The sequence below is a fragment of the Bacillus sp. ISL-75 genome (assembly GCF_018613095.1).
The window spans coordinates 131,878-153,797 of the sequence record NZ_JAGGQX010000019.1 but is presented as its reverse complement, the minus strand read 5'-3'; the positions used below and the strand labels follow the sequence as shown (position 1 = coordinate 153,797).

At 39.5% G+C, this 21,920-nt stretch carries 22 protein-coding genes and 1 other annotated feature (1 of these 23 running past the window's edge); all 22 genes read right to left on the bottom strand.

Annotated elements, in window-relative coordinates; genetic code table 11:
• Positions 1 to 5: a sequence feature (ribosomal protein L21 leader region), on the bottom strand; it reaches 79 nt to the left of the window's first position.
• Between the two features lie 70 nt (positions 6 to 75).
• The 22 genes from J7E63_RS08965 to J7E63_RS08860 all read right to left on the bottom strand — a co-directional run bounded on the left by J7E63_RS08965 (position 76) and on the right by J7E63_RS08860 (position 21,740).
• Positions 76 to 1,536 (bottom strand): Rne/Rng family ribonuclease, encoded by a 1,461-nt coding sequence (locus J7E63_RS08965; protein ID WP_215011210.1) that lies wholly within the window; start codon positions 1,534 to 1,536, stop codon positions 76 to 78.
• Positions 1,537 to 1,735: 199 nt separating this feature from the next.
• Complete coding sequence (locus tag J7E63_RS08960) at positions 1,736 to 2,602, bottom strand: M50 family metallopeptidase (RefSeq protein ID WP_285289920.1); 867 nt, start codon at positions 2,600 to 2,602, stop codon at positions 1,736 to 1,738.
• Positions 2,595 to 3,383 (bottom strand): M23 family metallopeptidase, encoded by a 789-nt coding sequence (locus tag J7E63_RS08955; protein ID WP_215011208.1) that lies wholly within the window; start codon positions 3,381 to 3,383, stop codon positions 2,595 to 2,597. Before J7E63_RS08955 ends, J7E63_RS08960 begins: the two co-directional genes overlap by 8 nt.
• 362 nt (positions 3,384 to 3,745) lie before the next feature.
• Entirely contained in the window at positions 3,746 to 3,904 is a 159-nt protein-coding gene (locus tag J7E63_RS08950; protein ID WP_215011206.1) for a hypothetical protein, read from the bottom strand.
• 584 nt (positions 3,905 to 4,488) lie between these two features.
• Positions 4,489 to 5,292 (bottom strand): septum site-determining protein MinD, encoded by an 804-nt coding sequence (gene minD / locus J7E63_RS08945; protein WP_214731762.1) that lies wholly within the window; start codon positions 5,290 to 5,292, stop codon positions 4,489 to 4,491.
• 1 nt (position 5,293) lies between these two features.
• The gene (gene minC / locus J7E63_RS08940; RefSeq protein ID WP_168245223.1) at positions 5,294 to 5,974 is read right to left on the bottom strand and encodes a septum site-determining protein MinC; all 681 of its coding nucleotides are present in this window, start codon (positions 5,972 to 5,974) and stop codon (positions 5,294 to 5,296) included.
• Between the two features lie 162 nt (positions 5,975 to 6,136).
• Positions 6,137 to 6,655 carry a rod shape-determining protein MreD gene (gene mreD, locus J7E63_RS08935; protein ID WP_215011204.1) on the bottom strand — a complete coding sequence of 173 codons (519 nt, stop codon included), beginning with the start codon at positions 6,653 to 6,655 and terminating at the stop codon, positions 6,137 to 6,139.
• Entirely contained in the window at positions 6,652 to 7,533 is an 882-nt protein-coding gene (gene mreC / locus J7E63_RS08930; protein WP_215011202.1) for a rod shape-determining protein MreC, read from the bottom strand. Before mreC ends, mreD begins: the two co-directional genes overlap by 4 nt.
• 100 nt (positions 7,534 to 7,633) lie before the next feature.
• Positions 7,634 to 8,656: a rod shape-determining protein gene (locus tag J7E63_RS08925; protein WP_214731769.1), complete on the bottom strand. Its 1,023-nt coding sequence runs from the start codon at positions 8,654 to 8,656 to the stop codon at positions 7,634 to 7,636.
• Between the two features lie 160 nt (positions 8,657 to 8,816).
• Complete coding sequence (radC, locus tag J7E63_RS08920; protein WP_088089148.1) at positions 8,817 to 9,506, bottom strand: RadC family protein; 690 nt, start codon at positions 9,504 to 9,506, stop codon at positions 8,817 to 8,819.
• A 44-nt stretch (positions 9,507 to 9,550) separates the two neighbouring features.
• Positions 9,551 to 10,123 carry a Maf family protein gene (locus J7E63_RS08915; protein WP_215011200.1) on the bottom strand — a complete coding sequence of 191 codons (573 nt, stop codon included), beginning with the start codon at positions 10,121 to 10,123 and terminating at the stop codon, positions 9,551 to 9,553.
• A 205-nt stretch (positions 10,124 to 10,328) separates the two neighbouring features.
• Complete coding sequence (locus tag J7E63_RS30325) at positions 10,329 to 11,402, bottom strand: SPOR domain-containing protein (protein ID WP_215011198.1); 1,074 nt, start codon at positions 11,400 to 11,402, stop codon at positions 10,329 to 10,331.
• 133 nt (positions 11,403 to 11,535) lie between these two features.
• On the bottom strand, positions 11,536 to 12,318 hold the full coding sequence (locus tag J7E63_RS08905) for a pilus assembly protein PilO (protein ID WP_215011196.1): 783 nt from the start codon (positions 12,316 to 12,318) through the stop codon (positions 11,536 to 11,538).
• Positions 12,315 to 13,187, bottom strand: a complete 873-nt coding sequence (locus J7E63_RS08900) for a PilN domain-containing protein (protein WP_215011194.1) — start codon at positions 13,185 to 13,187, stop codon at positions 12,315 to 12,317. Before J7E63_RS08900 ends, J7E63_RS08905 begins: the two co-directional genes overlap by 4 nt.
• Entirely contained in the window at positions 13,187 to 14,182 is a 996-nt protein-coding gene (gene pilM, locus J7E63_RS08895; RefSeq protein WP_215011192.1) for a type IV pilus biogenesis protein PilM, read from the bottom strand. The genes J7E63_RS08900 and pilM overlap by 1 nt, the downstream gene beginning before the upstream one ends.
• 16 nt (positions 14,183 to 14,198) lie before the next feature.
• Positions 14,199 to 14,963, bottom strand: a complete 765-nt coding sequence (locus tag J7E63_RS08890; RefSeq protein ID WP_215011190.1) for a prepilin peptidase — start codon at positions 14,961 to 14,963, stop codon at positions 14,199 to 14,201.
• Between the two features lie 4 nt (positions 14,964 to 14,967).
• Positions 14,968 to 15,453, bottom strand: a complete 486-nt coding sequence (locus tag J7E63_RS08885) for a prepilin-type N-terminal cleavage/methylation domain-containing protein (RefSeq protein ID WP_215011188.1) — start codon at positions 15,451 to 15,453, stop codon at positions 14,968 to 14,970.
• A gap of 135 nt (positions 15,454 to 15,588) precedes the next feature.
• Positions 15,589 to 16,806 (bottom strand): type II secretion system F family protein, encoded by a 1,218-nt coding sequence (locus J7E63_RS08880; protein ID WP_215011186.1) that lies wholly within the window; start codon positions 16,804 to 16,806, stop codon positions 15,589 to 15,591.
• The gene (locus tag J7E63_RS08875; RefSeq protein WP_215011184.1) at positions 16,799 to 17,848 is read right to left on the bottom strand and encodes a type IV pilus twitching motility protein PilT; all 1,050 of its coding nucleotides are present in this window, start codon (positions 17,846 to 17,848) and stop codon (positions 16,799 to 16,801) included. Before J7E63_RS08875 ends, J7E63_RS08880 begins: the two co-directional genes overlap by 8 nt.
• 12 nt (positions 17,849 to 17,860) lie before the next feature.
• A complete protein-coding gene (locus J7E63_RS08870) occupies positions 17,861 to 19,522 on the bottom strand; it encodes a GspE/PulE family protein (RefSeq protein WP_215011182.1) in 1,662 nt (553 codons plus the stop codon).
• A 15-nt stretch (positions 19,523 to 19,537) separates the two neighbouring features.
• Entirely contained in the window at positions 19,538 to 20,866 is a 1,329-nt protein-coding gene (locus J7E63_RS08865) for a G5 domain-containing protein (RefSeq protein ID WP_215011180.1), read from the bottom strand.
• A 73-nt stretch (positions 20,867 to 20,939) separates the two neighbouring features.
• Positions 20,940 to 21,740 carry a hypothetical protein gene (locus J7E63_RS08860; protein ID WP_215011177.1) on the bottom strand — a complete coding sequence of 267 codons (801 nt, stop codon included), beginning with the start codon at positions 21,738 to 21,740 and terminating at the stop codon, positions 20,940 to 20,942.
• Positions 21,741 to 21,920 lie beyond the last annotated feature (180 nt).

Here is a 21,920-nt window from a genome sequence, read left to right as displayed (position 1 = left end):
ACGGGTGCTACAAACATAACATTAAAATCCTAACATAAAATAGGCAAAAGTGTCAATAGAAATTTAGGAACATGATTAGGAATCAAATGCTTTTTGTGAGATCTCACTCACATTGCCGAACTGCTTTAATATATAATAATGGCGGGCTGAAGGCTGAACTGAAAAATATAGTTTGATATGCATTAGCTCCTCTAATGCTTCCCGGTGGGCTTCATTCGGTCCTAACAGCACCTCTTTCACCGCTTGAGTTGTTTCCACTAAGACTGCCTCAAATTCAGAATTTCGGTGTTCTAGCAGCTCCCGTTCAAGCCTAAAGCCAACCGTTTCAGGACTAAGGATTCGGCCCGCCCCATCACAAACAGGACACTTCACCTCAAGTGCCTCAGAAAGTGTGACCTTGGTCTTTTTCCTCGTCAGTTGTAGAATGCCTAGCGGTGTAAAACCAATCATTTTTGTTCTTTTTTGATCCTTGGTTAATTCCGTTTCAATCAGCGTGAGAATCGATTGCTTGTCCTCAGCTTGTTTCATGTCAATGAAATCAATGAGAACAATTCCGCCAATATCGCGCAGACGCAGTTGCCTTACCACTTCCTTTGCGGCCAACTGGTTTGTTTTTAATACCGTGTCTTGATAATTGGTCTTTCCGGAAAATTTCCCGGTATTCACATCAATAATCGTTAACGCTTCGGTTTCGTCAAAAATAAGGTAGGCGCCATTATCAAGCCAGACAATACGCTTGAGGGCTTTATCAATTTCATGTTCCACTTTATGTACAGAAAAAATATTCTCTTTTCCATTGTAGTAAATGGATTTGAGTTGATCATTTTTTTCCTCAGCTTGCTTTTTTAGCGCTAAATCATCGACGATTACTTCCCCGTTAGTCATTCTAGCTACTTGGTCCATAATCATTTCGATAAAGGTATCTTTTTGAAAAATGATCCCTGGTTTTTTCATCGTGGCCACTTTTTGTAACAGTTCTTGATGGTTCTCGCGCAGGTTCATTAGTTCTGCAATGATTTCATCTTCTGTACTCGTTATCGATGAGGTCCGGAAAATGATCCCCTCTTCCTCTGTTTTCAAACGACTGCCGATCCGGCGTAGTTTTGCTTTTTGACCTTCGTCAGCGATTTTTTTAGAAACCGCCACATAGCGGCCTTTTGGCATGTAGATGAGATTGGGCCCTTGTATTTCAATAATTCCCGTCACACGAGCACCTTTCGTCCCCGTTGCATCCTTATCGACCTGAACCAGCATTTTTTCACCTTGGTGGGCAAACGAGGTGACAGACTTTTGTTTTTCGGCAGATAAGAGATAGGAAGGAAGTACGTCACGGTGTAAATACGCATTTTTCTCTTCACCAATATCAATGAATACGGCATTCATCCCCGGCAATACTTTTGTCACAGTCCCCAAATAAATATTACCGACCAGTGATCGATGTTCTGGTCGGTCAAAAACGATATTTTCAACGCGGTTATCTTTCAGATAAGCAAATCGCTTTTCGCGTGAATTGTAATTAATAATTAGTGTTTCCAATCAAGCGACCTCACTTTTTTCTTTTCATTATACCTTTTTTAATAGGCTTGTTAAACTTGTCTGTTGATTTCCGCTCCAGGCACTTCGCTTTCTGCGGGCGGTCCGGGGAGCCTCCTCGGCGCTCTACGCGCCTGCGGGGTCTCCCCTGCCCCGTCCTCCCGCAGGAGTCTCGCGCCTTCCGCTCCAATCAACATAGTGTTTAATAAGAAAAAAGAAGGTCGCTGATTTTATCGGTTAGACGTTTTTCGGTAAAGTAGGCGTGCAATAGTTCATTTTCATCTAACATCCCTTTTTCTTTGCCGTCTGCTTCGACGATGATTGGATGTTTACAGCCACGTTGGAATTTTTCTAAGACGTGAATAAGTAACTCCTGTTCATTGGCCTCAATTGGTTTTAAGGTCCGAAGACTGGATTTTTTCCCATAATAACGCTCCAGCAAGAATCTCATGAAAATATAGCGCCGCTGCTTCCATTCATGGTAAAGCGAGAAATAAAGGAAGGCAATGATGACCCAGACATTGATATGTGTCGGGGCAGCGATCACGATCACCAGTGAAAAGATGGATAGGCTGACCAACGAAAGGATGAGCGTTAGGCGATGGGCGATCGGGAAGGAACTTTTTAATGAGAGCAGTAAGAATACCAGTTTCCCGCCATCCAGCGGCCAAACCGGAAAAAAGTTAAAAACAAAAATCATGAGATTATAGCTTAAGAATAGCTGAAATAGGTCTTCAGGCATTAAGTTGACGGTAACCAACCCATAGGCTAGGGCTACCATCCACACATGCTGCAGCGGCCCTGCAAGGACGACGATCGACTCTTCCCTTAACGGCCGATTGCCATGCTCATCCATTTCAGCAACCCCGCCAAACGGCAGGAGGGTAATTTTCTTGATTCTCCATGAAAAAAAAGAAGCTGCAGCAGCATGCCCCATTTCATGAATAAAAATGATCCCAAGCAACAAGCAAACCTCAAGGAAATGAGCGGTCACAATTGAAAGTCCAATCACAACCCACAATAAGGGATGGATAGAGATAAGTTGGAATAAATTCATGGCTCTATTCAAAGCGTATCACCTGAATTGGGTCGATGAAATCATCGCCTTTTTTTATGGCAAAGTAATATTTTCCTTTGGTTTTATCTTCTCCTGCCGACACTGAGACCGTGCCAACTACTTTTCTTTTATCGATATATTCATATAAGTTAACCTTGATTTGATCCAAATTACCGTACCAGGTTTCGGTCGCATCGGAATGCTGAATAATAACAGTTTTCCCCAACCCTTCCTTCACACCTGCGAAGGTAACGATGCCATCATTAATGGTTTGTACGGACGCCCCTTTTCCTGTTTCAATCATGATACCTTGGCCATTTTTTTCAAAGTTTTCAAGAATTTTTCCCATTGCTGGTACGGAAAATTCCTTTTCAACTACTTCCTTTTTCCCAGTTTGATCTTTTTCAGAAAATGGCAGTAGGGCCAATGGTTTCCCAAACTTGCTTTCGTACCAGTTTGAAACGGTCGCAAATTTAAAATCCTTGTCCATTGTTTTCATGACCACGTCTCTTGCTGGTTCAAAAGTAGCGGAATGGTTCCGAAATAGTATCGCTATCAATAAAAACAGGAGGACAGAGGACAATATTTTGAAAAAAAATACTTCCTTCTTAAACAATGGATGCCCATCATCGCCATTACTGCTTCCTGAAGAAGTAAACTGATTGAATCCATATTTTTCATCGTCACTAGGCCAAGCAATTTGGCGGTCGGGACTTTTTACAGATGTTGCTCCAGTATCATTTTTTCTCTTTGCAATTCGCCGCCGAATTTCTTCCGGTGTAGACCGCGCCATCCCCATCACCCCTTTTCCCACTAATTTGTACAAGTCTATGAGGGAAAAGGGAAGAGTATGTCTTAAAAATATAAACAGCCTGTCCACAAGTTAGTGGGCAGGCTGTTAGAAAATTACTTTGAATTTAGGTTAATGGACATATCTCTCCTCGGGTTCAAGAGTTTTGTCCTTCATAAGCGGGATGATGGACAAAAATCGCTTCAGGTTCAAGAGTTTTGTCCTTCATAAGCGGGATGATGGACAAATGTCGCTTCAGGTTCAAGAGTTTTGTCCTTCATAAGCGGGACGATGGACAAATGTCGCTTCAGGTTCAAGAGTTTTGTCCTTCATAAGTGGGATGAAGGACAAATCTCTCCTCGGGTTCAAGAGTTTTGTCCTTCATAAGCGGGATGATGGACAAATGTCGCTTCAGGTTCAAGAGTTTTGTCCTTTATAAGCGGATGATGGACAAATCTCTCCTCAGGTTCAAGAGTTTTGTCCTTCATAAGCAGGATGATGGACAAATCTCTCCTCGGGTTCAAGAGTTTTGTCCTTCATAAGCGGGATGATGGACAAATGTCGCTTCAGGTTCAAGAGTTTTGTCCTTTATAAGCGGATGATGGACAAATCTCTCCTCAGGTTCAAGAGTTTTGTCTTTCATAAGCAGTATGATGGACAAATCTCTCCTCAGGTTCAAGAGTTTTGTCCTTCATAAGCAGGATGATGGACAAATCTCTCCTCAGGTTCAAGAGTTTTGTCCTTCATAAGCAGGATGAAGGACAAATCTCTCCTCGGGTTCAAGAGTTTTGTCCTTCATAAGCGGGATGATGGACAAATGTCGCTTCAGGTTCAAGAGTTTTGTCCTTTATAAGCGGATGATGGACAAATCTCTCCTCAGGTTCAAGAGATTTGTCCTTCATAAGTGGGATGAAGGACAAATCTCTCCTCAGGTTCAAGAGATTTGTCTTTCATAAGCGGGACGATGGACAAATCTCTCCTCAGGTTCAAGAGATTTGTCTTTCATGTCTGTAAAAACAACAAAGTTTACGAAAACGGCATAAAAACAGCCTGTCCACAAGTTAGTGGGCAGGCTGTTTGAAAAAAGTAGGCGCTTCCGCTTTTCTAATTAACGAACGCCAAAGAATTTTTTTATCTTTTTGAAAACACCTTTGTCTGCATCTTCGAGTGACTGGAGCGGGATGGATTCACCGAGAATCCGTCTGGCAATATTTCGATAAGCAATCGATGCTTTGTTATTCGGATTCAGGGCAATCGGTTCACCGTGGTTAGAAGCTTTAATTACCTCGTCATCATCCGCTACAATTCCAATGAGCTCGATGGAAAGATGCTGGGTAACTTCATCAATCTCAAGCATATCACCAGTCTTCACCATATGATTTCGAATCCGGTTGATCACTAATTTGGGCGCCTCCATATCGGGTTGTTTTTCGAGCAAGCCAATAATTCGGTCGGCATCACGTACAGCAGATGCCTCTGGCGTTGTAACAACAATCGCTTTATCTGCTCCAGCAATGGCGTTATGAAAACCCTGCTCAATTCCAGCAGGACAATCAATAATGATATAATCGTAGTCTTGCTTTAATTCTAAAATCAAATCTTTCATCTGTTCTGGCTTCACAGCGGATTTATCCACCGTTTGCGCAGCTGGCAGTAAGTATAATAACCCATCAAATCGTTTGTCCTTCACAAGGGCTTGATGGATTTTGCATCTTTTTTCAACGACATCGACCAGATCATAAATGATTCTGTTTTCAAGTCCCATTACGACGTCCAAGTTCCGAAGACCGATGTCTGTATCTACTAAACATACTTTTTTTCCTTGAAGGGCTAATGATGTGCCGATATTAGCAGAAGTTGTTGTTTTTCCTACTCCACCCTTACCGGATGTAATTACTATTGCTTCTCCCACTTTAATGTCCCCCTTCTAATCTTGTTAAATTAGGTCTTAATTGGATTAAAACTTGCAATCTATCAACAATGATTTGACGCTCGTCATCTATATATGCACATTCCATTTCCCGTTTTTCATTGCTTTGGACACTGTCTGGTGCTCTATTTAAACAATCACTAATTCTAAGCTGGGATGGTTTCATATTTGACGCAGCAATGACTGCTTGCTCATTGCCATAGCAGCCGGCGTGGGCCATGCCTTTTAATGTCCCCATGATAAAAATGTTACCGCCGGCCATCACCGTTCCACCTGGATTGACATCGCCAATTAATAGCAGGTCCCCAGGCACTTCGAGGACTTGTCCAGAACGAATGATTCTAGAAACCGTCATGACCTCTGTTTCGGCTATTAGACGCTCAGCTTCTTCCTTCGTGATTACGTTTGATACAATCTCATCAACCACAAAATTCTTCTTTTTGAGAATTAAGTTTTTTAGCTCTTCCCGCTGCGATTCAGTAATATAGCGGTTGCCGATTGCCACTTTGACAGAGGTTAAATGACGCTCTTCCTGTGTCCTGGAGTTCGCCGAAAGCTTATGATCGAGTTCCCTTTTTAGTTCTTCATAGGAACAGGTATCATCAAGATGAAGGACGAGACCTTCCTTCGTTCCTTTTATTGTAACATTTTGCCGTTTTTTCATGGAGAAATTTTCACCTCATAATAAGAAAGCAATTTCGAAACAAGCAAAATTCGTTGTTTCAATGGGATTTGCAAGCCCTCATGCTTATTCCGAATCAAAAGTACATACTATCTTAATAAAAATTCGACACGATGCGTCCATTCTCCTCTTTTTATAAAAAAATCATTCATCCCTTAATGCTTCCGAATGTTTTTCAAATAGCCACTTTAATGGATAGGCGATAATTAGAGTAATAGCTGCATTTAATAAAAGGGTAGGGTAAAAACGCAAGTTAATAAAGCCGATAAAATCAAGGTCTGTTACATGGATTAAATAATTCATTTCATAAACACCCATCTCTAATAACGAGATACCGAGAAGGGCAGCAAGAAAAGCAGTGATAATATTTGATTGAAAAACCTGCAATAATTTATAAATGAGATAGGAGATAAATGGATATAGAAAAAAGTAAATACCGATAATTTCGACATAAACTATGTCAAATAAAAGTCCAAAAATGGCCGCATAAATAATTCCGTGTTTTCTTCCGACAAAAATCGTTAAAAACAAAAGGGCTGTAAACAGAAAGTGCGGGACAAATATTCGCTCAAAACCAAAAACCTTTGCCGGTAAAAACTCGACAAAAAGACTTTCTACGATAAAAAGGAAAAGAAATAAAAGAGGAAGAAGGAATTTCCTCACAACTCCCCCCCCTTTTCATTAGATAGTTCACTTTTAACTGGCTGTGTTATTAATCTTTTAATGACAATGACATTCTCTATATCATAAAAGTCTGCCCCTGGTTTCACTAGAGCCGTTTGATTTAAGCCGTACTGATCGGGCTTAACATCTACCACTTTTCCAATCATCAGCCCTTTTGGAAAAACTCCGCCTAAACCGGAAGTAATCACGGTTTGGCCTTTTTCAATTTTTGAGCCAGATGGAATCGCCTTAATTAATAGTAATTTTTGTTTGTCATCAAACCCTTGTACAAATCCATAAACATCTTTTTTCCCTTGTACGACGGCAGAAATTCGATTTTTAGGATCCATTGCACTTAATAATTGTACAGTCGAACTGAATTGTGTCACATTTTTTACTTTTCCAATCAGGCCGGTCGCTGTTACGACAGCCATATTTTTTTCGATGCCGTTTAAATTGCCTTTGTCGATAATAATCATTTCATGCCAACGATCAGGGTTTCTGCCAATGACGGTAGCTGGTAATGGTTTGAAGTCTCTCAGGGTCTTTTTTTCACCGAGAATGTCACGCAATTCTTCATTGTCATTTTTCAACTCTTGGACTTGTGCTTCAAGATTGACAAGATTTTCAATCCGCGATTTTAATTCTTTATTCTCATCGTATGTATTTTGCAAATCCTGGAGATTTTCAAAAAAGCCTGCAACAAAATGGGTAGGCTTTGAAACCAGGGATTGAACCCAGCCGGTTGTATCTTTGACAAATTGCTCCGGCCAGGATAGTTTACTTCTCTCCCTTAAAGAAAACCCAATCAATGCCACGAGAACAATGATGCTGACAAGCAAAATAATCAGACGTTTATTCAGAAAGAACTGTGGCATGATTATACACCTCTATTTTCCTAGATAAAAAGTATAGTTTTTAAGCTTTGATAGTTGTCTTGTTCCAGCGGCCAACGGCTAACGGGCGCTGCCGCTATTTTTAGCGTGAATCTCTCGTTTTGTTTTTAAATAAATGAATATGATCGAGAGCTTTTCCTGTTCCAATCGCAACGCAATCGAGTGGATTCTCGGCAATTAGAACAGGCATTTTCGTTTCTTCACTAATCACTTTGTCTAAATTACGGAGCAGAGCTCCCCCACCTGTTAGGACAATCCCACGATCCATAATATCGGCAGCGAGTTCCGGCGGTGTTTTTTCTAACGTATTCTTGACCGCTTCTACAATCGCAGAAACCGTATCGCGTAATGCTCCAGCAATTTCTTTTGCGGAGATTTCGATTGTCTTTGGCAGACCCGTTAATAAATCCCGGCCGCGAATCTCCATATTGTCGACCCCTTCAGGATCCCCTGCTGAGCCAATTTCCATTTTAATCGCTTCAGAAGTCCTGTCCCCGATCATCAAGTTATAATTTTTTCGAATATAAGAAACAATCGACTCGTCCATTTCATCGCCAGCAACACGGATTGAAATGCTTGTAACAATTCCACCTAACGAAATAATCGCCACTTCGGTCGTTCCCCCGCCAATATCGACGACCATGCTGCCAGTAGGTTCCCAAACAGGCAAATTAGCGCCAATCGCCGCAGCAAATGGCTCCTCAATGGTATAGGCATCCTTTGCCCCTGCTTGTCTAGTCGCATCGATCACCGCTCTTTCCTCGACCGCTGTAATCCCAGAAGGAACACAAACCATGACGTATGGATTACCCGTAAATACGTTCTTCCCTTTCTGTGCTTGACGAATATGGTACTTCATCATTGCCGCTGTGGTTTCAAAATCAGCGATGACTCCATCCTTCATCGGTCTTAAAGCGACGATATTCCCCGGCGTCCGTCCAATCATATTTTTCGCGTCGTTACCAACTGCGACAATATTCTTCGTATCTGTCTGCATCGCCACAACGGATGGCTCGCGTAAGACAATTCCTTTTCCTTTTACATATACAAGGGTATTTGCAGTCCCCAAGTCAATCCCAAGATCTCTAGCTCTTATTCCAAACATAATTTTGTAGCTCCCTTTCTGATACGTAATACAAAAACTCCAATAGGTTGGTAATCACTTTAATATCATGTCTTTTTTCTCAATATTTATCTAGTTAAGTCTTAAGTAGTCCTAAAAAATCATAACCATTATTATAACTTAACGTCAAATAAAATCATAGTTATAAATACCCTTTTTCCTTGAGACTCACAAACTTGTTCTCCCCGATGATTAAATGATCGAGTAAATCGATGCCAATTATTTTTCCGCATTCGACTAGTCGCTTGGTCACCTCAATGTCCTCGCGGCTTGGCGCCGGGTCACCGCTGGGATGATTGTGTGCCGCAATAACGGAAGCAGCTGACCGCTTTAACGCCTCGCGGAACACCTCCCTTGGATGAACAATCGAGGCGTTTAAGCTGCCAATAAAAATCGTTTGTTTATGGATTACTTGATTCTTAGTGTTTAAATACATGCAAACAAAATGCTCTTGTGATAAAAAGCGCATATCATTCATCAGGTACTTTGCACCGTCTTCCGGCGAGCGGATAACATATCGGTCCTTATAGTCGAGGTTGGTAATCCTTCTGCCAATTTCGACAGCAGCAAGGATTTGAATGGCCTTCGCCGAACCAATCCCTTTTATCTCAGTCATTTCTTCTAAAGTAGCTGCTTTTAAAAGTCGTAACCCTTCAAAATGGGTCAGCAGTCGATTCGATAGTTGCAGAACCGATTCGTCCTTTGTTCCGGTTCGAAGTAAGATGGCAATCAATTCATGATTGGATAAGCTTTGTGGTCCATGCTGAATAAATCGTTCTCTAGGCCTTTCATCTTGAGGGAAATCACGGATCATTAATGTATTGGTGGACACTTTTTTTCCTCCCTTTTTTAAGGGAGTTAATGAACTAAAAAAGTTTAATACGGCAACTGGTAGCCAGCCTTTTTCAATTCTCTTATTGTTCTTGAAACAGGCAGACCGACAACCGCAAAATAGTCTCCATTTATTTTTTTGACAAGCATACTTCCGAGCTGCTGAATGCCATATGCACCTGCTTTATCAAGCGGTTCACCACTTTTTACATACGCCCGTATTGAGTCGTCAGTTAACTCCCAAAACCAAACTTCTGTTCTTTCATAAAACGTTGTTGTACCTGTTGGAGACACAATCGAAACTCCAGTAAAGACATCATGCTGCTTTCCTGACAAGCTTTTTAACATTGTAAATGCTTCTGCTTCATCTACAGGCTTTCCTAAAATTTGATTATCCGCCACAACTATTGTGTCCGAGCCAATCACAAAGGCGTTCTGGTTTTCTTTAAAAACCGCCTGGGCCTTTCGGTCGGCTAACTCCATCACTACTTCTTTAGGAGAGAGAGATGGGTCAAAACTTTCATCAACTTCACTACTTGAAATCGCGAATGTTAAACGGAGAGTTTCTAGAAGTTCTTTTCGCCGTGGAGAAGAAGAGGCTAAAATGAGGTTCTGCATTCGATCACCTTACCTTTGGTACGTATTAGGGAGATACAATTCAATCGTATCAGAAATTGTAGTAGCAAACAATTTTTATATCATTAAATTTTGATGGAATTTGTAAAATTATGCGGAATATTTCTTTTTATGATCAATTTAAAAAGCCTATCCAGATTCGATAGGCCTTATTTCCCGGAAAATATCGAGCTTTGTCAGATATTGATTACTTTGAAAAATATAATGACATGAAGTTTAGCAAGTGCTGTTGGGCATCACTAAGATTCTTTTCGGATTTTGATTCTTGAAATGCCTTTAGTTTCTCGTTTGCACTAACTAATTCTGCTTTTAGATCTTTTAATTTTTTGTTTTTAACACTACTCTTTAATTGTTCTTCAATCTCTAAGATGGCTTTGCTAGAATCCTCAGAAAGCGACTTGGTCAGGAGAGCAGTCGAAGATGTAAGAGATAACGTTTGATACATGGTCGGTACAGCTTTTAAAAAGGTTTTTTCTTTTTCAGTAACACCGGTAAACTTCTTTTCATCTAATAACAGCGGCTTGGCAAACACATCTTCAATTCCATTTTCTTTATATTGAGCCCCAAGTGCTTTAGCCGCTTCGATGGAATCCGCAACACCAAAGAATAAAAAGTACTTGCCATCCATTTCAACGGTTTGAGATGGTATGCCTTTCGAGTCTAAACTTGAAGATGTCTCTTTGGCACCAGCTTCCGATGAAAAAACTCCGCCCTGAATGACGTAAGCAGTTACTTGGGATATAGCTGCAGACGAGTTCTTGCCCTCCGTAGTTTTGGTTTCGGTGCTAGCAGGCTTTTCAGTAACTACTGTTGGTTCGGTTACAACAGTCTTATCAGTTGGTGTAGTTATCACTAACTTAAGCATCACAACCCCGATCGTTGTTCCGATAAGGATGGCGAAGACGGCAGAAATTAAAATGGTTCCTAACGGCCGGCCATTTTTCTTTTTGGTATTAGATGAAAAGGTTGTAATTTTGGGAAGGGCAGATTTTTTGCCACTTTGACTTGGTACAATTTTAAACTCCTCTATGTCATTTTCGGAGGATTCAGGAATAATCCAATCAAAACTTTCGTCGACAGACTCTTGTGCTGCCGCTGTCTCCATGAAGTTATCCGATTCTGAGAGATTCGAATTTATTTTTATCACTTTAGGAATGGGGTCGATGCTGGCTTCGACTTCTTTTGGAGGAACATCCAGATGGGGCGGGTTTTCTCCATTTAATTTGATCTTGATTGTATTGCCTTTAGTAGGCTTGTCCACTAAAACGTACTCCTCTCTCTACCACGGGTAATTTGTTCCATCCTATCATAAAGGCAAAAAAAAATAACAAGACTTTTGTCGTCTTGTTATCGTAGACTTTCGCCAATTTTTTTACAGTTTGCGATGGTGTTAATTATGGCTGCGTCCCTGTAGTGGCAGAGAACTGACTGAGCGGATTGTCTTTACCAGCTGGTGCAGGTGCATCGATTTTCGGAAGCTCTGCGGCAAGGTCTGTTAAACTCGGCATGTAGAATGCAGAAATTGTCAGACTGTAAGTTAAAGGCTCGTCTTCTTGGTCTAAACTGGTGATCTCTTGCCCGCCTGAATAACTTATCGATTCAACCACGACAATGCGGTTTAAAGATTCTAATGTATCAATAAACTTCTCTAAATCTTCATAGCTTGGTGATTCCACACTCAACGAAACTGTCAGCTTCTTCAAGCCAGCGATTTGGGCCGAAGCGGTTTGTTGTGCCGCTGTGTCCTGATTGGCTGTGGCTTGATTCGTATCAGTTTGGTTCGTTGTGGTTTGTTGACCAGTAGCATTTTCGGCATTAGCTTGGTCAGCGCTAGTAGTTACATCCGCATCTTTTGAAAAGCTCATCGAACTAATTTTACTTTTTGAAATGTTCTCTGCCTTTTCTAGATCTAATATCAATTGTTCCTGTAACGGCTTTACAGGTAATTTCTTCTGTAATTCCCGCGTATCTTCAGTCGTTTTTTTCGTATCTTCGGCCTTTTTTTGACTGAAGATTTCCAACAGCTTTTGTTCGGACTCAAGTGACTGCTGCTTGGTAGCTAAATCTGATTTTAAAGGTGAGAGTTTAAAGAACTGAGCATAAACAAGGACTAATACCACTATCAGAGTAACAATCCCAATTATTAGGCTTTGTTTTTTGGAGAAACGGAGCTTCATGAACCAGTCACTCCTTCCTCATCTTTGTTGCTCTTTTTAATATTCTTTTTAACCACTTCTTTATCGAGTTTTATTTCAAATTGACCTGTGTAGCGAGGAAGGATATTATCGCTCACTGACTTACTTTCGGTACCACTTGAAGTTGTTGTTGTATTGTTAACAGTACTTGTAGTTGCTGTCGTGTTCGCGGTATTGGTTTGAACACCAGTTCCCGTTATTCCTGCAGCTGAATTCGTTTGACTATTAGTATTTGAAGATGAACTTTGGTTAGTAACCGCTTGGTCCGAATTGGTTGTGTTGGTTTGGTTCGTTGTTTGAGTCGTTGAATTGGTTGCATTTGTTTGGTTAGTCGAAATTGTAGCACTAGCATTATCAACCGTCGATTCTGAGGTTGAGGCTGCTGCTAATGAGCTTAAACTTGCTTCCTCGATCCATTTTGATTCATTTAGGTTTTCTAAAAAGTAGGCAGCTTCTCTAGCACTATCAAATTGAACTGTTAACGAGATTGTCCCCGCTTCTGTATAGGCAAAGCTTTGGATAAAGCCACGCTCAGGAAGTAATGAGGTCAGATGGCGCATGACGGGTATCGTCTGAATCGGATAATCATTTGCCCATTCTATTGCAGTCTTTAACTGACTAACAGAGCTAGTAGCTTCAACTGTTTCTGTACTTTTATTTTCTTTTTCAGCAATCTTCTTTGTCATCGTGATTTGTCTATCTAATGAGGCGATCACGCTTTTAGTGGAATTCGTCTGCCAGAGGTAATATGCACCCGTAAGGACCAATAGGCCAACTAAACATGACAAAGTAATGATAAAGCCGATTTTCTTCGGTTCCTTTTGGGGAAGCAGGTTAATTTCTACTAACATTATTGCACCCCTTTTAATGCGAGACCTAAAGGTAGTAATAAACTAGGAGGTACTCTTTCTATTTTTCCTTTTGAATTGGATTCAAGAGAAATCATATCAACTGGGACATCGAATCTCTCTTTCATTTCATCAAAGATTGCTTGAAGCATTGGATGATCACCGTTCAGTAAAAACTTGGTGATATCACTTCTATCATTACTTAGTGAATAGCGGTAAAAGTCACTTAATTTATTAATCTCTCTGAATATATCCTCAAATTGAATCACTAACTCTTCTGTCTCACCTGTATACTTGAATGCCAATAGACCAGCCATGTCCACCTTTACATCCCATAGATCTACATTAAATGGTATTGCAAATTGGCGCATAACAAGCGGCACATTTTGTTCAAAGATAGATAAGTTAACGCTCGTCAAGTCAAATTGAACCGAAAAGATTACTTCATTTGCACTTGGTTGTTCCAGTTGATAATACAAGCGGTACAGTGCAAGCGGTGAAATATCTGCAGCAATCGGATCAAGCTTGAGCTTAGACAATAAGCCCGAATACTCCATCACCTGCTGCTCAGGTGCTACAAATAGAAGTAAATCCCTTGTTTTTCCATCACTTTTTAATGAATAAAAATCAAAGACTGGTTCCTCAAACGGTAAATGGATACTAGAACCAAGCTCTAAATAGAGGTATCCCTGAATTTCATCCTCCTGTATTTCAGCAGGAACGGAAACTTTCCGAATGATGACCAACGGATCCGGGACTAGAAAACGAACTTGACGTCTTTGAATCCTCCATTCACCGATACACTCTTCCAAAATGTTTGCCAAAGAATCGACATCGATAATTTTCCCATCACTAATAATTCCAGGCGGGAGGAAACGTTCGCACCATCTTTGGGCAACAGGTGGATTCTCCTGTTTTAATTCAAGCAAACGAATCGAATGATCATTCAAAACGAGATTAATTATTCGGTTTTTAGATGTAAACAGGGAAAAAGCCATATAAAAAACCCCTTAGTTAAAATCCTTGATTAAGGAAATGTATATACAAATTAATTAAATCCGATCCCCAATAATATGCTGTTAATGTTCCGGCAGCAATAAATGGTCCAAATGGAATGGGCTGTCGTCTTTTGACAATTCTAAACAGTAACGCTAACCCGCCAATGACGGCTCCGAACAATGTAGAAAGAAAGAAGGACAAAAGTACTAGTTTAAATCCTAGGACCAATCCAAGTAAGGCATACAGTTTAACATCGCCGCCACCCATTCCACCTTTGCTAACGACAGCAATGAGTAAAAGGAGAATGAAACCAGACACAGCACCAAGGAGGCTGCCCCACCATGGGTTTAGCGGCCAAATAATCCGTTCCAATAAAAAAATCCCTGCAAACCAGATCAGAATTTTATCAGGGATAAGCATATAGTGAATATCTGATACAATGATAATCATAAACAGTGAGATTAGTGTTAGTGCAACCACTAATTCTCCAGACCAGCCAATAACTAATGGTGCTGTCATAAATAGTATTCCAGTAAGTAGTTCAAATATTGGATAGATAGGAGAAATCCGCGACTGACATCCGCGGCATTTTCCTCCTTGAAGCAAATAAGAAATTATAGGAATCAGTTCATATGGTTCTAATTGATGCCCACATGTAGGGCAAGCCGAACGTGGCGCGACAATTGATTTCTTTAATGGTAATCGAAGTCCAACTACATTAAAGAAGGAGCCAAGGGTAATACCATAAAGAAAAAACAAGATTAGTAAAATAGTTATCATATTCTTATGGAGTTACTATACTTCTTTTCAATCCACTTTCTGTAATTGATCCAGCAACAGTAGCAGCAGTTCCAATTTTTCTCTTGCTTCCATCTAAGAAAATGGAATAGGAATATTTATTCCCAGATTCTGAAACAATTACCGCAGACGCTGCATCATAGGATCCACCACCATCAGGATCTTCTATCGTTTCTAGATAACCTTTAGCAACTAAATCAGAAACAAGTATTATTTTAGGAGTACTTGCTGTTGCAGGGGCAACAGGAGGGGTTGGTCTAAGTGTCTCATCACCAGCAACTGCTAATTTTGCAGAGTTAATTATTTGTTGCGCATTGGCCACATGAGCATCTTTTTTACTGTTTTCTATCAATCCCAAAATACTTGGTATAGCAATTGCAGAAATAATTCCTAAAATGACTATTACAGCTAATAATTCAATTAGGGTCATTCCACGTTGATCTTTAATTTTCTTTTTCAACTTTTGTAACATAAACTTCATCTCCCATTATGGTTCTATAAACCTAGTAATATTGTCTCTTGTAGTATACATTAATTGACAAAGAAAAGAAAAGAGAATTCTATGGTATTTTGTCTTATATCCTCAATATTTTTGTTTTCATGTCTATTATTGATTCATCTGTTGAAATTGGTCGAACATGCTAAACATTGGAACCATAATAGATGTGACTATAGTCCCAACTAAACCAGCCAAAAAGACAATCATAATTGGTTCAATTAACGATTTTAACCTATCTGTTCCATTCTCTACTTCTTTTTCATAGAATTCAGCAATTTTGGATAGCATCGCATCCAAAGCACCAGTTTCCTCACCAATTGCAATCATTTGAGTAACTAAGGGCGGAAAAGCCCAGTGTCTTTGCATTGGATCCGTCATGGAACGACCTTTCTCTAGTGAATCCCGTGACTCTCGAATTACCTTTGCTAGAACCTCATTTTCTACGACTTTCTCTACAATGGACATTGCTTGGAGAATTGGAACTGAACTCGAGAACAACGAACTGAGTGTTCTCATCATCCGTGCAAGCGCTGCTTTTTGTAGTAAATTACCAAATATCGGCATCTTCAACAAAAAATAATCAAAATAGTATTTAGTTTGGTTATTTTTTTTAAAATACGTAATTAAAAACACGATGGCAAAAATCATTAATATAACAAGCCACCAAAACGACTGCATAAAGTCACTTGCTGATAGGACAAATTTTGTAATGGCGGGCAGTTCCCCACCCATATCAGCAAACATCGAAACAAATGTTGGGACAACGGCAACAAGTAAAAAGATAACAACAATAATAGCAATAAATCCAACTGCAATCGGATAGGAAAGGGCGGAAACGATTTTTTGCCGTGTATAGTGTTGTTTTTCAAAATGCTCAGCCAAACGATCAAGGGTCTCGTCCAAATTACCACTTATTTCCCCTGCTTTAACCAGGTTAATAAACATCTGATTAAATATTTTTTTGTGCTTAGCAGCAGCTTCTGAAAGTGGATTACCTTCCCGCATTTCCTGTTCTACATCTAGTAAAGCCTTCTTTAAGGCTTTACTCTCGGTCTGCAAAGCTAAGATGGCTGTTGCATCGACAACAGTTACCCCCGCTTTAATTAAAGTGGAGAATTGTCTTAAGTAAATAACAAAATTCTGCAGTTTTACCGGAGCCCCGAGTGTTATATCTTTTGTCATTAGGGTCTCAGGTACTTGGGTTATTTCAATCACCCTAATGCCTTCTTCTTTTAATTTTTCCATCGCTTCTCGCTTAGAACCTGCATTAACGGTACCCTGCCGTTTTCCTTTCCGATCCCGTCCAGCATATTTATATCTAGCCATTCATCATCATTCTTTCATGTAAGTATTGTGATGCGGCTTCCTTTTGGATCAGATTGCGATCAAGGAGGTCTCTAATACTCATTTCAAGTGTATGCATTCCTTGGGCGCGGGAAGTTTGCATCGTACTTTGAATTTGATGGATTTTTTCATTTCTAATTAGGTTCGCAATTGCCGCATTATTCACCAAAATTTCAGTTGCTGCTTTACGGCCTTTTTTATCGGCTGTCGGAAATAAACGTTGAGAAATAACGCCAACTAGTACCGAAGCTAACTGGACACGTATTTGTGGCTGTTGTCCCGATGGGAATACATCAATGATTCGGTTAATGGTTGTCGGTGCACTTGATGTATGAAGCGTGCCTAAAACAAGGTGACCAGTTTCTGCGGCGGTTATCGCGATTGACATCGTCTCTATGTCCCGCATTTCACCAACCAGAATAACGTCAGGATCTTGACGGAGGGCAGCTTTTAAGCCACTGGCATAGTTATTTGTATCGAAACCAACTTCCCGCTGGTCAATAATTGAACTTCCATGGCGATGAAGATATTCGATAGGATCTTCCAAGGTAATGATATGCTTCCGCATCGTTCGGTTCATATAATCAATCATCGAAGCTAGCGTCGTTGATTTCCCGCTTCCTGTAGGTCCCGTTACGAGAATGAGCCCCTGCGGCTTCTCAACCAGCTTGGAAACAATATCAGGTAAGTCTAACTCTTCTATTGTTGGTGTTTTCGATGCTACAGTTCTTAGGGCAATCGAAACACTTTTACGCTGATGATAGGCATTGACACGAAATCGCGATATACCAGGAACACCATAAGAGAAATCAAGTTCCCCTTTTTCCTTAAATAAATCCCACAATCCTTCAGGTATGATCGCTTTGGCCATTCCCTCGGTGTCATCTGGCATAATTTTATCTGTTCCGTATCTTCTTAGGTCACCATTAATTCGCATGACTGGGGGAACACCGACAGTTAAATGAACATCTGAGGCTTTATATTCAATCGCAGCTCGTAATATTGCGTCAATTTTTTCTTTCATTGTAACGTTCTCCTACTCCAGAATTGCTACTTTTAATACTTCTTCGGTTGTTGTTAACCCTTGCTTTATTTTTAATAAACCATCATCTAGTAAAAAGATCGTTTTATTTTTATTAGCCAATTCCTTCAACTTTTGAAAAGATTCGCCGTTCATCATTGCCCTACTCATCTCGTCATTTATGACCAGCACCTCATGAAGGGCAAGCCTGCCTTTATAGCCTGTCATGCTGCAGGATGAACAGCCTTTTCCGCGAGTAATTTTTTCAATCCTCATACCGCGCTTTGCAAAAATCTCTATTTCACGCTTTGATGGTTCTTGAATTTCCGCACAATCACGACACACCTTTCGGACAAGGCGCTGAGCAACAATTCCGCTTAAAGAAGATGCTAGTAAAAACGGCTCTACCCCCATATCAATCAGCCTGGTAACAGTTCCGATTGAATCATTTGTATGGAGGGTACTTAAAACTAAGTGGCCCGTTAACGAGGCACGGATGGCCACTTCTGCTGTTTCTTTATCACGAATTTCTCCGACCATGATAATATTCGGGTCTTGACGAAGGATTGATCTAAGACCTGCAGCGAAAGTCATTCCAACATTCGTGTTCACCTGGATTTGGTTAATCCCTTCCAATTGATATTCAACGGGGTCCTCAACTGTAATGATATTGACGGCCTCACTGTTAAGCTTATTTAGGGCCGCATAGAGGGTCGAAGATTTTCCCGACCCTGTTGGCCCAGTAATTAGGACAATGCCTGTTGGCTTTTCAATCATCTCAGTGAATCTCTTCATATTTAAGGCATTAAATCCAAGTTTGTTTAAATCATTTAAGGTTGATCCCATGTCAAGGAGACGCATAACGATCTTCTCACCGTAAACTGTTGGAAGCGTTGAGACACGAAGATCGACAGGATGAAAGTCGAGATTTAACTTTATCCTGCCATCCTGTGGGACCCGATGTTCAGTTATATCAAGATTAGACATGATTTTAATTCTAGCGGTTAAGACACTTTGCATATTACGTGGGAGTATTCGTTCATTCCGTAATACACCATCCACTCGGTAACGAACAACCACCTTTGTTTCCTGTGGATCGATATGAATATCACTAGCTCTTTGAATCACAGCATTCGATAAAATTTGATTCACCAAACGAACAATCGGTGAATTTTGATCGGTAACATCATCATTTCTGCCCCGATCATTTTGTGGGAGCTCGTCAAGTAATTCATCGAGCCCATCGTCGATATCATAATATTTATTTATCGTTCGAAGAATATCGTCCTTTGTTGCAATGGCTGGCTCTATATGAAATCCAGTCGACAAACGTAAATCGTCGATCACAATAAAGTCCATCGGATTCGCCATTGCTACGAAAAGCTTATTTCCTTCTCTTTTTAATGGGATAATTAGATTCCTTTTCGCTGTTTCTTTAGATAAAAGCGAAAAAAGATTGGTATCAAATGGGTACTGAAATAGGCTAACTTGAGGGATACCCAGTTGATATTCAAGTACTTCAACAAGTTGCTGCTCTGTTAAATAACCCCTTTGGATAAGGGCATCACCAATTTTTTGGCCAGAATCTTTTTCATCTAACGTCGATTGAAGTTGTTCAGGTGTAATTAATCCTTCTTCAATTAACAAATCACCAAGTCGTTTTCGTGTTTGCCTCATATTACATCCCTGCTTTTATTTTGGTTGTTCATTTGGCTTTCCCCATAATTCATTATCAGTGGATTCCTGCTGGGGGTTACCAGAAGTTGCCGTCGATTGATTTCCATTAGGACTAGTTGTATCGACCGTCTGGTTACTGTTATCCACCGGATTACCAGATGTATCAGTTGTTGTAGTGGTTGCTTGTGCGCTTCCTGCAAGCCCATGAATTTCAATCCGATAGGAAGGGGGATAATAATCCTCGGAAATTAGTTCACTTTTAAGGAATTGGTCACCTTGATAAACTTCCCTATAAACCTTAACAATTTGACCCTGCTCACCTTTTGTTTGTACCTTTGTTTTTCCTGGTAGTAGCAAAGGACTATATTGAACGATTGTTTTAGGTGCTAACTTTTGTTCGTCTTTTGTGGTTATTTGATATTTATAAACTAACTTTTCACCCGTCAAAGTGACCTTCAATTGCTTGTTTTCTAAGGTAAGTTTAAGAATATACTTGGCCTTATTTGGATTTGCTATTATTAAATCAGCCTTTTTACTTGAATTAACTTTAGCTTCGAATCCCAAACTCGAATAATTCGGTAAAGAACTGCCAATGTTTCTTTCAACAATCGAGAAGTTAGAAGGTAATATCGCTTGATAAATTCCAGTTGCAATCACATTTAGTGAATCTGGGTCTTCAATTTTTTGTTTTTCAGCAAATTGTAGCAGTGAAAAAGTGGATCCTTCTGAAATTTCAATTTTTGGGTTTTTATCAATTACAGTTTGCAATGCAAACGGAACTTCATTCATTGTGATTACTGCCGTATTTAAGACAGCATCCTTTTTGATATGATCTGCAAGTAAGAAATCATTATAAAGGTCTAAGTTTTGTGAACCGGATTGGAATAGTGCAGCTGTTGAATTTAATCTAGTCGTAAGCTTGTCTATATCAACATCACTTGTATTTAATTGAGGAAATAAAATCTCTAGTTGTTCTTTCACTTGTAATTTATCTACAGTAATAAAAGCAGCATTTTTTTCTCCATCCTTGATTGAATCGACTGATTTCTCGGAATCTAGATAGAATTGTTTTAAATCAAAGGGAGCTGTTTTTTCTCCATATTGCAGTTCAATTGATGTATCTTTTAGCCATGCGACATACTTTTCCTCTAACAGACTTTTTGCTTCATCTTCTGACTTACCTGAAACATCTAAAGCACCGATCGTAGTAACATCAGAGAATTTCCCATCTGCATTTGTTATTTTTTCAAATGCTTTAGCGCCATAATGGGAGAAACTAAATATAAATGCCGTACAAAAAAGTAAAACAACAAACAATTTGATCATTTGCTGATTTTTGCCCAAAATATCTGCCTCCCTTCAAACACTCACATTATACTTCAATAAGTAAACTATTATATATAATAATAATTTTTAGTTACTTTTGTAAGCTTACCTTTTCCTTTGGTACAATTTCATCTAGGATATCATCTCGTTCTGAAGCTACTTCTTTTTGCGCGAGAAGAAAATCGAAAAGAGAGTCATCTAAAGGCTCTTCTTCCTCATTAAGCTGTATAGGGAAGCTCTTATCTACCTTGATTGGTGAAAGTTCATGAATTTCTTCATCCAAATTCTCTTGAACCGTTTTTTCCTCAATCTCTAGTAAACTCTCGATATCTAATACATAGTCATTTTCCATGTTTTTATTTTCCATTTGTTCAGGTACATCTACTTCTGTATTTCTTTCTAAGAAAAATGAAATATCGTCATCTATTGTTTCCGATTCATTAGCTGTTGTTTCTTTAATATTAGTCATTACTGGAGAAGGACTTAATTCACTCACTGTATCTTTTCCTAGATCAATATTTGATGAAATAGGTAACGTTAACTCTTCGTCAATTTTCACTAAATTCACATCTTTTAGACTTTCTTTTTTGTAAACAGGTTCGTGATGCTCAAATTCGTCATCTAAATCTTCGCCAAAGACAGAACTTTCTTTGGATATTAGAGCTCCCAAGCGGTTATTAATAAAATATGCTACAAAAAAGATGAGAGCAAAAAGCATTAATGTAGTCTCCCATAATGGAACGATTGAAATAGCAGCAAGTCCACCAAGTGACAAAATAAAACTAGTTAAGACTAAAAGGAACTTCCCCTTTAAGGTGTAACCTAAAGGTAAAAAGAATATTATTAACATCAAAATAACCATAGAACTAATGGCCCATATAATCGTTTGCACTTATGCATTCCCCTTTATATAGTCTATTTATACTATTAAACTACATTATTCATCAAGATTGTAATTTTTTTATTGATATCCGTAAAAATCAGACAAAATTCGCCTACTAAATATTGTATAATATTTTTAAGTCGTTTAATAGAAGCTGGAAAATATTTATGGGTAGAAATTACTAAATAT